Origin of the sequence: Cyclobacterium plantarum (assembly GCF_011290685.1) — a bacterium.
GTDB lineage: Bacteria > Bacteroidota > Bacteroidia > Cytophagales > Cyclobacteriaceae > Cyclobacterium > Cyclobacterium plantarum.
Genome location: NZ_JAANYN010000012.1, coordinates 97,377 through 111,543 on the forward strand (window position 1 = coordinate 97,377; position 14,167 = coordinate 111,543).

Annotated in this window: 6 protein-coding genes; all 6 read right to left on the minus strand. The window is 47.2% G+C overall.

What is annotated here, in order from left to right; all coding sequences use genetic code 11:
* Positions 1-6: 6 nt before the first annotated feature.
* Positions 7-3,474, minus strand: coding sequence for a SusC/RagA family TonB-linked outer membrane protein (locus tag G9Q97_RS21455; RefSeq protein WP_166150746.1), 3,468 nt, complete (start codon positions 3,472-3,474; stop codon positions 7-9).
* Between the two features lie 176 nt (positions 3,475-3,650).
* A complete protein-coding gene (locus G9Q97_RS21460; RefSeq protein ID WP_166150748.1) occupies positions 3,651-4,676 on the minus strand; it encodes a FecR family protein in 1,026 nt (341 codons plus the stop codon).
* A gap of 130 nt (positions 4,677-4,806) precedes the next feature.
* Positions 4,807-5,400: an RNA polymerase sigma factor gene (locus G9Q97_RS21465; RefSeq protein WP_166150750.1), complete on the minus strand. Its 594-nt coding sequence runs from the start codon at positions 5,398-5,400 to the stop codon at positions 4,807-4,809.
* A 132-nt stretch (positions 5,401-5,532) separates the two neighbouring features.
* The gene (locus tag G9Q97_RS21470; protein ID WP_166150752.1) at positions 5,533-6,417 is read right to left on the minus strand and encodes a diacylglycerol/lipid kinase family protein; all 885 of its coding nucleotides are present in this window, start codon (positions 6,415-6,417) and stop codon (positions 5,533-5,535) included.
* Between the two features lie 321 nt (positions 6,418-6,738).
* Positions 6,739-7,689 (minus strand): PorP/SprF family type IX secretion system membrane protein, encoded by a 951-nt coding sequence (locus G9Q97_RS21475; RefSeq protein ID WP_166150754.1) that lies wholly within the window; start codon positions 7,687-7,689, stop codon positions 6,739-6,741.
* Positions 7,690-7,747: 58 nt separating this feature from the next.
* Positions 7,748-14,167 (minus strand): MBG domain-containing protein (locus tag G9Q97_RS21480; RefSeq protein ID WP_166150756.1); only part of this gene is annotated, 6,420 nt, incomplete at its 5' end.

Consider the following 14,167-nt stretch of genomic DNA (forward strand, 5'->3'; position numbering starts at 1 on the left):
TTAGGTTTAAAAAGTAAATGAAACTCCACCTGTGATGGTCCTTAATTGAGGAAAAGGGTTGCCACCGATAAATCCCTGCCGCAGGTTTCTGTTCTGCCTGTCAGCATCAAAGTTGGCCACTTCCGGGTCAAATCCATCATAGTCGGTGAAGGTCAATAAATTGGTGGCATTGACATACACCCTGCCCCCTTTGATCCTGGCCCTGGAAAGCAGGGATGCAGGCAAGGTATAACTCAGCTGCACATTCCTGAGCCGGATAAATGAACCATCCTGCAGATAAAGGGAGGTGGATCCGGGTCTGGCTATAGGTTCATTTTCCCTGGTTCGCTTCAGGTAACTTTGCCGGGGCAATGTCCCATCCGGATTATCCGGGGTCCATATCCTGTCTTTCAGGTCAGCCCTGAAATTTGAACCGCCAGCCACTTCCACCCGGTTGTCATCATACAGATAGTTTCCTCCCTGAAAGGAAAAGAATACGGTCAGATCCAATCCTTTGTAGGAAAATGTATTCTGCAAGCCTCCAAAATAGGTAGGCAGGCCACTTTTTCCTTCCAATTCCACCCGGTTTTGCTGGGCTGCAGCAGGAGTGGCCAGAATGGTTTCTCCTGTTTTTTCTATGATTCCGGTTTCATTGAACAGGTCCTGATCGATTTCGTAAATGTATTCATAGCCTGTATCGGGGTCAATAAATGCATGTTCTGCCATAAAATAGGTACCCAGCCGGTTGCCGGTACGGGTAATGGTGGCTCCCTGCACTATTCCCAGATTGTTTTGGTCCAGCCTGGGCACCAGGCTCATCACCTTGTCCTTCACCAGGGTAAGGTTGAATGCGGTACGCCAACTAAACCCTCCCGGGGAATCAATATTGACCGTATTCAGCGAAAATTCGGCCCCTCTGTTTCTCAGGTCACCAATATTGGTCCAGATGGCGGAATTACCCAAAAGAATTCCTTGCGAAGCGGGTATGGGGTTTAGCAACAACATGTTCTTTACATCCTGCTGATAAAATCCAAAGGAACCACTTAAACGGGCATCATAGGCCTCAAAATCCAGAGAAAAATCATAGGTATTGATTTCCTCCCATTGGATATCCGGCACCCCAATAACACTCTGAATAATCCCTGAACCAAAGGAATAAGCCGGCCAGGTAACATACCTGTTTTCCAATACATTGGGTATGTCCGCATTTCCTGTCCTGCCAAAACTTGCCCTTAATTTCAGGAAACCCACAGGCCCCAGATTGCTGGCGAAATCCTCTTCTGAAATGATCCAGCCTGCAGATAATGCCGGGAATTGCCCGTAACGGTTGTCCCTGCCAAAAACCGAGGCGCCATCCCGGCGGAAACTGGCCATGGCATAGTATTTCTCGTTGAAGTTATAATTTAGCCGGGCAAAATAGCTCTGGATCCGGAATTCAGGAAAAGTCCCTGTTACCAGAGATATCACGTTATTTCCACCTGTTTCACCTATATTGAAATCCGAAGAAACCAGGTTTTCAGCTCTGGCATCTGTCCTGAAGAAATTTCTCCTTTGTCGTTCAGCTCCAAGCACTAAATTGAAGGCATGTGCATCCACCTTTTTATTGTAGGTGGCATAAGCATTGATATTGATATTGTTTCGAAGGGTGTTGCCTACCTCTCCATATCTGGATATCCTGATGGCATCGCTTACATGATAAGTAGACTTGGTATACCAGGTATCTATGCCTCCTTCTGCCCGGATGCTCAACCCTTCCAAAGGCCGGTAATCCACAAATAGATTGGTGATATTCCTGTAGTTTTCGGCCTTATCCAAAAAGTTTGAAGGCAAATTAGCCACAATGGGATTTCTTCCGCCAAAAGGGTCAAAATAGGATCCGTCATCCATAAACACCGGCAAAACGGGCACTGCGCCACTGATGGCGGCTCCATATCCCCCTCTATTCCCCCTGTCCGGTCTTCCCCCATTGGGGTTTGCTTCGCTGGAACCTCCCAATTGTCCCTGTTCATTTTCAAAATAATTGAAATTGTTTTTAATGCCTGTTTTCAAGTTGTCCAGTATGTTGAAATCAAGGTTTGCCCGGACACCATAAGTTCTCAGGCGCTGTGCATTCATCAACCCCTTGTGATCCTGATACCTGAACGATAGAAAATAGGAAGATTTCTCCGTTCCCCGGGTAGCAGAAACATTCACATCCTCTATTGACCCTTGCCTCCACAGTGGAGATAACCAATCGGTTCCTCCATTAGCAGCTACATTTTCGACCATTTCCCTGGTCAGGTATTGATTTGGACTATCCACAAAGGAACTTACCAGGCCACCATCTACCACAGGATCCCAGACTCGGTCAAAACCATCATTGGCAAATGCCTGGTCCACCATGCGCAGCCACTGTGATCCACTGGCCAACTCAACCATATTGGCAGGTTCCTGCACACCATAGCTGTAATTGAAATTCACACTGCTCTGCCCCTCTTTTCCGGATTTGGTGGTCACCAGGATCACGCCATTGGCGCCTCGGGAACCATAGATGGCTGTAGCTGCCGCATCTTTAAGAATCTGGATATCCTGAATATCCGCAGGGTTAATGGACATAAAAGAATTGATGCCACCCTGCCCGGTCAGCTCCTGCGTCAGGGGAAAACCATCTACCACAATCAATGGCTCTGAACCAGCAGAAATAGAAGAGGTACCTCTGATAAGAATACGGGATGGGGCACCTGGCACACCAGATCCCTGGTTTACCTGAACCCCAGCTGCACGGCCCTGCAGGGCCGCATCAAATGAAGGCACCTGAACTTTGGCCAAATCCTCTCCTTTGACAGAGGCGATATTACCAGTTACCTCTCTTTTTATCTGGCTACCATAGCCGGTCACCACCACTTCCTGCAGGTAATCATCATCTGGTTTTAGGGTGATGTCAAAATCATTTCCACCTTCCAGATTCACCCGCTCTCTTTGAAATCCAATAAAAGAAAATATCAAATAACCGGTATCTGGCGTTTCTAATGAAAATCGTCCATCCAAATCGGTGACGGTGCCCGAGCTGGCACCCTCTACAAAAACAGTTACACCGGGAAGAGGATCTCCACTGTCGTCTCTAACAATACCTGAAACAGTTTTGAAATCGTCAAATTCAGAAGAATTGGTATTTTTCGTTTTGGGCCTTCGGTTTACTGCTATGGTATTGTTGATTTGTTTGAAATGGAGATTGGTTTTCCCCGCTACCTCCTGGAGGATATCGGAGACAATTGCAGAACCTGAGGTCAATTCTACCCTTTGTTTTATATCTACCTTGCGGTCGTAGTAAAAAAACCGGAGTTCACTTTTGTCCTCAATGGTTTTGAAAATTTCCTGAATGCTAAGCTCTCCTTCCTGGATAGGTATACTGATTTCGTCAATACTTTTGACTTGTCCACTGGCAGTGCCCGCCAATACGGATACCATGGTAAAAAGGAGAAAAGCATAACCATACAGAACAAATTTGACGGACATAATTATTATGCGTAGTAAATTTTTCATAATTTAGAACGTTAGATTGAACATTAATTCATAAATGGCCAGGAGCAACTGAGGTGAGATTCATGCTTGCTGCTGGTTTGAAGTTTAATCTTTGGCCCGGGGAAGTATGGCAAGTACCTTTCCCGGCCTTTTTTTCATAGGCAATTTGGTTAAAATTGAATCAACACTTTTTTATCCCCTGATTGAAAGGAAAATTCCTCCGAAAACTGTATGGTTTGCAATACATTTATGAGGTTCTCATTTTTCTTAAATGTACCCGAAAACCCACCGTTTTTAGGATAATCGCCCGAAACGGTGATTTCAACACCGTACCATCTTTCCAATTGGGTAATCAGATCCATAAAAGAAACCTGCTCAAAATGAAGGATACCCTCTTTCCAGAAAAGAGTCTGCTCCAGGTTTGCTTCAAAGGTTTCCAGTAATTGCCCAGAACCCTTGCTCAAGGAAATGCCCTGTCCGGGTTTCAAAAAGGCTGGTGCTTCGGTATTTGAAACCTCCGCTTTTACTTTGCCCGTTACCAGTACCAGGGATACCTGGCTTTCTTCAGGGAATGACTTGATATTGAAAGAAGTTCCTAAGGCTGTCGTTGTCAAATCCCCTGCTACCACAGCAAAGGGATGTAAGCTATCTTCCGCTACTTCAAAAAATGCTTCCCCATCCAGGAATATCCTTCTGTCTGATTTAAAATTTTCAGGATAACGGATTTTGCTTTCTGCGTTCAGGTAAACTTTTGAACCATCACTGAGGTGGATTATTGTCTTTTTTCCTGCAGGATTGGCCTTTTCCAGCCATGAAATGATTTGCTTGTCGCTGATGGATGCTGTAGGCTCATTTTGGTAAAGAGAATAAATAAAAATACCCAGCAGTAAACTGACTGAGGCGGCCACTGCATACCTGAAAAAAGAAGAACCTGAAATTCCGGTCTTCCCTGAATTGTCTCTTGCTGAACTTTTCTCAGATTCAAATGCCCTGATTTCACCTAATATTTTTGTTTTGAGATTTTCAGCCTGCCATTCAGGATACTTATCAATGGAAAAATCCTTTTCAACCATTTCGTCAAATTCTTCCGAAAAGAAACGATCCGACTCAGGTCCTTTCAGCCAGTTTGATAGCAGCTTGCCTTCAGTCTTACTTAACTTTGATAACAGTAATTTTTTTAGTAATCCTTTGATCATATAATAAAAGATGGTCTTTCATTATATAATAGCCTTCAGCCTGATGAAATGCTTGTAAGTAAAGTGAAAAATATGATTTTTTTAAAAAAATGACTCAAATGTTATAAATTTGAGAATAAAAGCTAGCCTTTTATAACAAGTCAAAAAGACCTGTTCCCAGCCACAACAGTACTTTTTCTGTATTGATTTTTGATTTAATGGTTTTGTTGGCCAGGTATATTTGGTTCTCCACCCTTCTTTTAGGTACTTTTAATTTAAGTGCTATTTCATCAATGGTCAGGTGCTTCTTGTTTTTAAGCTCGAAAACCTCCCGTTGATTTTTTGGCAGCATGCTGGCAAATTTATACACCCATTTCATCAGATCCCCGATTATGAACCTGTATTCTCCTTCGGTATCTATTGCTTCGAAATCGTTATGCTTTTCCAATTGAAAGTAAACCTTTTCCAGCAGCAATTTTTTCTTCCTTTTGATGATGAAAGATTTGGCTATTTTGTAGATATAAGCATTCGTGGACAAGTCTTCATTTAGATCCTTCCTCCTTTGCCAAACCTTTAAAAAAACTTCCTGGACTATTCCCTCTGCATCCTCATGGGGAAGACCAAACTTACGGGAATAGTGATACAACTTTTTTCCATATTGATCGAAAAGGATGGAAAAAGCCTTTTCATTTCCACTTTTTAAATCTGAAACACATACTTCCTGCCTAGGTCTTAACTTTTTCATTTCAGGTCATTTTTGGGAATATACCTTCCAAAACTACTATTTAAATCAAGATTTGCAAAAGTTACTATGACCTATAAATCACTTTTACACCCAGAATTGTTTCAGAAACCGATTACCATTTAACCTCTCCTATTATAACCCATGATTCTCGGGATGCCAATACATCTTAATTTTGTGGTCTCTGAGTTGAAATGAAACCTTATTCTTAACTTCAACAATTTCTCCATCTACATGAAAAGGTGCCTCAGCGCTATTTTCAATGCTAACCCGATCAGCAGACCATCTGCGAACGAAATCCAATCCGGATAAATCTTCCCTCATGACCCCGTAAGTCAATTCAAGCCATTCCTGGAGACCATTTGGATTCAAAGCAATAATTTCGAATATCCCATCATCCATCTTTGATCCTGGATTGATGGTAGCTCCCGTCCCGTATTTTGAACCATTGGCCACAATCAGCATTTTGGCCTCTACATTTTCTTCCTTTCCTCGGAGGATAATTTTAAAGGGGTAAGGCTTGATATCTCTTAAACTTGAAAGAGAATTTTTAAAATAGGCCACCATGCCTCTCTCATCCCCATCCTCAAATTTTTTGATCATTCCGGCATTTAAGCCAAAATCAGATAAATGAAGACTTACCTGACCATTCACGTCCATCAAATCCATATCTATAGTACTGCCTTTATCTAGGCTTTCTAAACTATCCTCCCAGGTTTTCAAACCCAGGCAAGTGGCCAGGCCATTGGCCGATCCAAATGGAATAGGTAGCAACTTGATTTTTTTTCCCTCCAGGGCCTCCGCTACCATTTTGATTGTGCCATCGCCTCCGCCTACCAAAATCAGATCGTAATCCCCATCCTTTACCAATTTCTTGATTTTTTCACCATCCTTTTCTCCCGTAGTCTTCCATAATTCATAATTGCCCAAATGATCACAAATAGACGCAATGATGTCATCTTTGTCAGGCATATCTCCTGAAAAAGGATTGTATATAAATAAGGCATGTTGCTTTATCATAAGATTGAATAAACTGATAAATTTGATTGAAATAATTACAAATATCCTTCCTATCTGTCAAAAATAATGTAGGAGAATTATTTGAAACAAATCAGGTGCCAAATTGAATTAAAAATGCCTGGACATCTTTCAAAAACATCGTTTTATACCTGATTTTAAAGGACTTAATGGCTGAAAGCTACAGGAAATAAAAAATAATCACAACCATTTCCCGAGACTCAAGTCCACCGAATGGTTGTGATTGTACCTAAAGAGTATGATTTTGATCAAAAACACCATTTTGGTGGTAATGATCAAGGGATTTTATTTAAATCAAATTGCTTACCAAATGCTCAAACCATTTTCCTTCTTTTCCGGACTGCCAAATAAATGGTACACCAACATCAATTCGTGGGTAGCGTTGGGCAATAAATAGGATTTGACCATAGGGGTTTCATAAACATAACCTAGTCTGAACCCTTCAAACAGCACCCCCAATTGGTAGCTGTTGGCATAGTTCACCCTATGGCCGCCGCCAATCCAAAGTTTGTCCATCAACAACAATTTGACATTAAATTCTACATTATCAGGCAGGTCTTCCTGAAAGCGGTACATCAGGTTGGAGGCCAGCATTATTTGATCCCCTACCTTGCTTCGGTAACCGGCCTGAAAAATATTGACCGGGGGCTTGCGGTCCATAAAGATATCCCCCGAGCTCAAGGCTCCACCGTTTACATTATGGACGGCATAAGAGACATAGTATTTTTCATGGGTCAATGCCAGACCAAGGTTAAAATCCAATACTTCCATCCTGGCAAAGCCATTGGCATACTGCATCATCATAGGATCATTCCCCTGCTCTGCGGTAAGGCGGTTGCCATCCAGACGGATATGGTTGTAATTTACGCCAGCTCCCAGGCGAAGGTTGGTAGATTGGTTCAATCGGATCCTTGAGGCATAGCTGACGATCAATTCATTTTCCAAAAAAGGTCCATACTGGTCTGAAAACAGGTTTACCGCCACTGCATTTTTTCCCAAAAGAGCAGCATTGGCATTGCCACCCAATTCGGCAAAGTCCAACTCTGCGGAAAAAAAGTAGGTTTTGGGCGCACCCTCCCAGCCAGCCCACTGGTTGCGGACCAATCCCCTTAAGGTGGATCCCTCATAACCAGTCAGTCCCGGGTTGTAATAACTTTGCAAGTGGCTAAACTGAGAGGTATATTTTCGGGACTGTCCCTCTGCCGTGATCGCAGCTAAAAATAGGATCGCTATGGATAAGTAAAATTTTTTCATTTCCTTGGTCTTTTCTGGTTAAAAATGGCCGGCCTGCCATGCAGGCCGGCATTAATTTTTATTTTTTCAAAATATTCAACATGCCCTTTCTGGTTTCCCCGGTTTCTTTTACCTGGACGGTCCAATAATAGGTCCCTATTGGTAAATCCACCCCTTCAAAGGTACCGTCCCAGCGATGATCGGGATCCTGGGTATAAAACACCCTTTTGCCGCTTCTTTCAAAAACCTGGATGCTCACCCCGGAATAGTGTCGCAAGTCGGGAACGCCCCAACCATCGTTGATGCCGTCACCGTTAGGGGTGAAACTGTTGTATACCTCGATTTCGCTTACCGATTTTCGTATCCTGTTGATCTCCAGCAAGCGGTCCATCACGTTGCCATCCCTGTCTGTCACCCGGACCAAAACCTGGAACATGGTTTTTCCTTCTGCCCTTTCCGGGCTGTTCCAGTAAAGCTGGCCTGATAGGATTTCAAAGTAACCGTTGTCATACAATCCCGCGGGCAATTCAAGGTGATGCATGTCATCCACCGCATCGATTACCTCCAATTCGCCTATCTGCACCATTTCTTCTTCGCCTTCAAACTCATTGTTTGTAATTACAAGGTTGGAGGGTGCTTGTTTTGGTTCTACCACCAGGGTCAATTCCGCCTGCTGGTTTTCCGGATTCTCGTGAACGCTACCCAATTCCAGGCTACCTGTGAGGGTATATTGCCCACTGGCCAAAACGTCCACTACTGAACTATCCCAGGTTACCGACAAGTTGATGATTTCATCCCGGTCCGTAATCACCAGAACCGTGGCCGGCAGCTCCGGAATGGCTTCACCCCAACCCATTTGGACAGGTGCCATCTCCAGTACATCGACTACCACAATTTCAATGATCTCGAATTGGTTTCCGCTAAACTGAACCTGATAGTTTTTCCCTGCATCCAGACTGCCCTGGTTGATGGCATAGGTTCCGGGTGCTTCTCCCGGTTCCCTTTCCAACTGGCCACCGATCACTTCATAGTCATCGGTTCCTTCAAAGCCGCTTGCCAGGTAGGTGAATTCAGGATCGCTATCCCCAAAGGTTTTGAATAAACCACCGTTTGCTTTCACTTCCAGCGTCTTGGGCATCACTTCCAGTGTTCCGGCCACCATTTTTATCTGGTAATTGTGATCCTCTGCCCCTGATAAGCTGATCGGGTATACCCCAACACCAGATTCCAAGGTGGCAGCGGTAACAATTTCAGGTAAAACACTTACCTCAGTATCTCCATTGAGCAGGCCTTCGAATTGGTAGGTAAGTACCGGATTCTCCATGCCGTAAACTTTGGACTTGTCGTCTGCTGTGATGGTTAGCGCCGCTTGCGTTACTTCCAATTCACCGGCTACCAGTGTGATCGCATAGTTATCGTCCGAACCACCGGTCAGGGCAATGGAGTACGTACCCACATTGGATCCTGCTGTAGCCGTGGTGCTGATGGCGGGTTCGTCACTCACTTCCGTATCCCCATTGACCAGACCAATATAGGTGAAGGTCAAGGCTGGGTTTTCGTCGCCATACACTTTAGACTTGTTATCTGCCGTGATGGTCAAAGCTGCTTGCGTGATTTCCAGTTCGCCTGCTACCAGGCTGATGTCATAGTTGACATCCGATCCACCCGTTAAAGTGACCGGGTAGCTGCCTACGTTGGAGCTTTCAGTCGCTGTGGTGCTGATGACTGGCTCCTCGCTTACTTCGGTATCGCCATTGACCAGACCTGTGTAGCTAAAGGTTAGGGCCGGATTCGCTTCTCCGTACACTTTTGACTTGTCGTCTGCCGTGATGGTCAAAGCAGCTTTCGTTACTTCCAGTTCGCCGGCTACAAGCGTGATCGCGTAATTGTCGTCCGAGCCTCCCGTCAGGGCAATGGGATAAGTACCCACATTGGATCCTGCTGTTGCCCTGGTAGAGATACCTGGCTCATCGCTTACTTCAGTGTCGCCGTTAACCAAACCGGTATAAGTGAAGGTCAATGCTGGATTCTCCTCGCCATATACTTTGGACTTATCATCCGCCGTGATGGTCAGGGCAGCTTGCGTTACTTCCAATTCACCTGCTACAAGCGTGATATCGTAGTTGGCATCCGATCCCCCGGTCAGGGCAATGGGATAAGTACCCACATTGGATCCTGCTGTGGCCGTGGTGCTGATGGCTGGTTTATCGCTGACTTCCGTATCTCCATTGACCAGACCGGTATAAGTAAAGGTCAGTGTTGGATTCGCTTCGCCATACACTTTGGACTTGTCGTCTGCGGTGATGGTCAGGGCGGCTTGCGTTACTTCCAATTCACCGGCTACCAGTGTGATCGCATAGTTATCGTCCGAACCACCGGTCAGGGCAATGGAGTACGTACCTACGTTGGCGCTTGCCGTCGCAGTGGAATTGATACCAGGTTCATCGCTGACTTCCGTGTCTCCATTGACCAGACCGGAATAGGTAAAGGTCAAGGCTGGATTTACTTCACCGTACACTTTAGACTTATCATCCGCCGTGATGGTCAAAGCGGCTTGCGTTACTTCCAGTTCGCCAGCGACCAGCGTGATCGCATAGTTCGCATCCGAGCCTCCGGTTAAGGTAACTGGGTAGCTGCCTACATTTGAACTCGCTGTGGCCGTGGTGCTAATACCCGGTTCGTCGCTAACTTCCGTATCTCCATTGACCAGACCTGTGTAGCTAAAGGTTAGGACCGGATTCGCTTCTCCGTACACTTTAGACTTGTCGTCTGCCGTGATGGTCAAAGCAGCTTTCGTTACTTCCAGTTCGCCCGCTACAAGCGTGATCGCGTAATTGTCGTCCGAGCCTCCGGTCAGGGCAATGGGGTAAGTACCCACATTGGATCCTGCTGTGGCCGTGGTGCTGATGGCTGGTTCATCGCCTACTTCCGTATCCCCATTGACCAGACCGGTATAGGTGTAGGTCAATGCTGGATTCGCTTCGCCAAACACTTTGGACTTGTTGTCTGCCGTGATGGTCAGCGCCGCTTGCGTTACTTCCAATTCACCGGCTACCAGTGTGATGGCATAGTTATCGTCCGAACCACCGGTTAAGGTAACCGGGTAGCTGCCTACATTTGAACTTGCTGTGGCCGTGGTAGAGATACCTGGCTCATCGCTTACTTCAGTGTCGCCGTTAACCAAGCCGGTATAGGTGAAGGTCAATGCTGGATTCGCTTCGCCATATACTTTGGACTTATCATCTGCTGTGAGGGTCAGAGCAGCTTGCGTTACTTCCAGTTCGCCCGCTACAAGCGTGATCGCGTAATTGGCATCCGAGCCGCCAGTTAAGGTAACCGGGTAGCTGCCTACATTTGAACTCGCTGTGGCCGTGGTGCTAATACCCGGTTCGTCGCTAACTTCCGTATCTCCATTGACCAGACCGGTATAGGTGAAGGTCAATGCTGGATTCACTTCTCCATACACCTTGGACTTATCGTCTGCCGTGATGGTCAGCGCCGCTTGCGTTACTTCCAATTCACCGGCTACCAGTGTTATGGCATAGTTATCGTCCGAACCACCGGTTAAGGCGACCGGATAAGTACCTACGTTGGAGCTTTCCGTTGCCGTGGTGCCGATCACCGGTTCATCGCTAACTTCCGTGTCGCCATTGACCAGACCGGTATAGGTGAAGGTCAATGCTGGATTCGCTTCGCCATATACTTTGGACTTATCATCCGCCGTGATGGTCAAAGCAGCTTGCGTTACTTCCAGTTCACCGGCTACAAGCGTGATGGCGTAGTTCGCGTCTGAACCGCCGGTTAAGGTAACCGGGTAGCTGCCTACATCTGAACTTGCTGTTGCCGTGGTAGAGATACCTGGCTCATCGCTTACTTCAGTGTCGCCGTTAACCAAACCGGTATAAGTAAAGGTCAATGTTGGATTCGCTTCGCCGTACACTTTGGACTTGTTGTCTGCCCTGATGGTCAGCGCGGCTTGCGTTACTTCCAGTTCGCCGGCTACCAGTGTGATGGCATAGTTATCGTCCGAACCACCGGTCAGGGCAATGGAGTACGTACCCACATTGGATCCTGCTGTGGCCGTGGTAGAGATACCTGGCTCATCGCTTACTTCAGTGTCGCCGTTAACCAAACCGGTATAGGTAAAGGTCAATGTTGGATTCGCTTCGCCGTACACTTTGGACTTGTTGTCTGCCGTGATGGTCAGAGCAGCTTGCGTCACTTCCAGTTCGCCCGCTACCAGCGTGATTTCGTAGTTCGCATCCGCACCGCCGGTCAGGGCAATGGGGTAAGTACCTACGTTGGCGCTTGCCGTCGCAGTGGAATTGATACCAGGTTCATCGCTGACTTCCGTGTCTCCATTGACCAGACCGGAATAGGTAAAGGTCAAGGCTGGATTTACTTCACCGTACACTTTAGACTTATCATCCGCCGTGATGGTCAAAGCGGCTTGCGTTACTTCCAGTTCGCCGTCTACCAGGCTGATGTCGTAGTTCGCATCCGAACCACCGGTTAAGGTAACCGGATAGCTGCCTACGCTGGATCCGGCGGTCGCCGTGGTGCCGATCACCGGTTCATCGCTGACTTCCGTGTCGCCATTGACCAGACCGGTATAGGTGAAGGTCAATGTCGGATTTACTTCACCGTATACTTTAGACTTATCGTCTGCTGTGATGGTCAGAGCGGCTTGCGTTACTTCCAGTTCGCCTGCTAAAAGCGTGATCGCATAGTTTGCGTCGGAACCACCAGTTAAGGTAACCGGATAGCTTCCTACAATGGAGCTTGCTGTTGCCGTAGTGGCTATGCCTGGCTCATCGCTTACTTCAGTATCTCCGTTGACCAGACCAGTATAGGTGAAAGTCAGGGTTGGATTTTCTTCTCCATACACTTTCGACTTATCATCCGCCATGATGGTCAGAGCGGCTTGCGTTACTTCCAGTTCGCCCGCTACAAGCGTGATCGCGTAGTTATCATCCGAACCACCGGTTAAGGTAACTGGATAGGTGCCTACACTAGAGCTTGCCGTCGCCGTGGTGTTGATACCCGGTTCTGTGCTCACTTCGGTGTCTCCATTGACCAGACCGCTGTAGCTAAAGGTCAGGGCTGGATTGGCTTCGCCATATACTTTGGACTTATCATCCGCCGTGATGGTCAGGGCAGCTTGCGTTACTTCCAATTCACCTGCTACAAGCGTGATATCGTAGTTGGCATCCGATCCCCCGGTCAGGGCAATGGGATAAGTACCCACATTGGATCCCGCTATTGCTGTTGTGCTGATGGCTGGCTCGTCGCTGACTTCCGTATCCCCATTGACTAGACCAGTATAAGTAAAGGTCAGCGTTGGATTCGCTTCGCCATACACTTTGGACTTGTCGTCTGCGGTGATGGTCAAGGCGGCTTTCGTTACTTCCAATTCACCGGCTACCAGTGTGATCGCATAGTTATCGTCCGAACCACCGGTCAGGGCAATGGAGTACGTACCCACATTGGATCCTGCTGTGGCCGTGGTGCTGATGGCAGGTTCCTCGCTGACTTCCGTGTCCCCATTGACCAGACCGGTATAGGTGTAGGTCAATGCTGGATTCGCTTCGCCGTACACTTTGGACTTGTTGTCTGCCGTGATGGTCAGCGCCGCTTGCGTTACTTCCAATTCACCGGCTACCAGTGTGATGGCATAGTTATCGTCCGAACCACCGGTTAAGGTAACCGGATAGCTGCCTGCGTTGGAGCTGGCGGTGGCCGTGGTGCTAATACCCGGCTCCTCACTCACTTCCGTATCCCCATTGACCAGACCGGTATAGGTGAAGGTCAATGCTGGATTCGCTTCGCCAAACACTTTGGACTTATCATCCGCCGTGATGGTCAAAGCAGCTTGCGTTACTTCCAGTTCGCCAGCTTCAAGCGTAATCGCATAGTTATCATCCGAACCACCGGTTAAGGTGACCGGATAGCTGCCTACGCTGGATCCGGCGGTCGCCGTGGTGCCGATCACCGGTTCATCACTAACTTCCGTGTCGCCATTGACCAGACCGGTATAGGTGAAGGTCAATGCTGGATTCGCTTCGCCATACACTTTAGATTTATCATCGGCGGTGATCGTCAAAGCCGCTTGCGTTACTTCCAGTTCGCCGGCTACAAGCGTGATATCGTAGTTGGCATCCGATCCCCCGGTCAGGGCAATGGGGTAAGTACCCACATTGGATCCTGCTGTGGCAGTCGTGCTGATACCCGGTTCGTCGCTAACTTCCGTATCCCCATTGACCAGACCGGTATAGGTGAAGGTCAATGCTGGATTTACTTCACCGTACACTTTAGACTTATCATCCGCCGTGATGGTCAAAGCAGCTTGCGTTACTTCCAGTTCACCGGCTACAAGCGTGATGGCGTAGTTCGCGTCTGAACCGCCGGTTAAGGTAACCGGGTAGCTGCCTACGCTGGATCCGGCGGTCGCCGTGGTGCCGATCACCGGTTCATCACTAACTTCCGTGTCGCCATTGAC

What these genes read in the sequence shown, in the direction of transcription:
- G9Q97_RS21455 (WP_166150746.1), bottom strand. Translation starts at nt 3,474, where the DNA reads ATGTCCGTCAAATTTGTTCTGTATGGTTATGCTTTTCTCCTTTTTACC.
- G9Q97_RS21460 (WP_166150748.1), bottom strand. Translation starts at nt 4,676, where the DNA reads ATGATCAAAGGATTACTAAAAAAATTACTGTTATCAAAGTTAAGTAAG.
- G9Q97_RS21465 (WP_166150750.1), bottom strand. Translation starts at nt 5,400, where the DNA reads ATGAAAAAGTTAAGACCTAGGCAGGAAGTATGTGTTTCAGATTTAAAA.
- G9Q97_RS21470 (WP_166150752.1), bottom strand. Translation starts at nt 6,417, where the DNA reads ATGATAAAGCAACATGCCTTATTTATATACAATCCTTTTTCAGGAGAT.
- G9Q97_RS21475 (WP_166150754.1), bottom strand. Translation starts at nt 7,689, where the DNA reads ATGAAAAAATTTTACTTATCCATAGCGATCCTATTTTTAGCTGCGATC.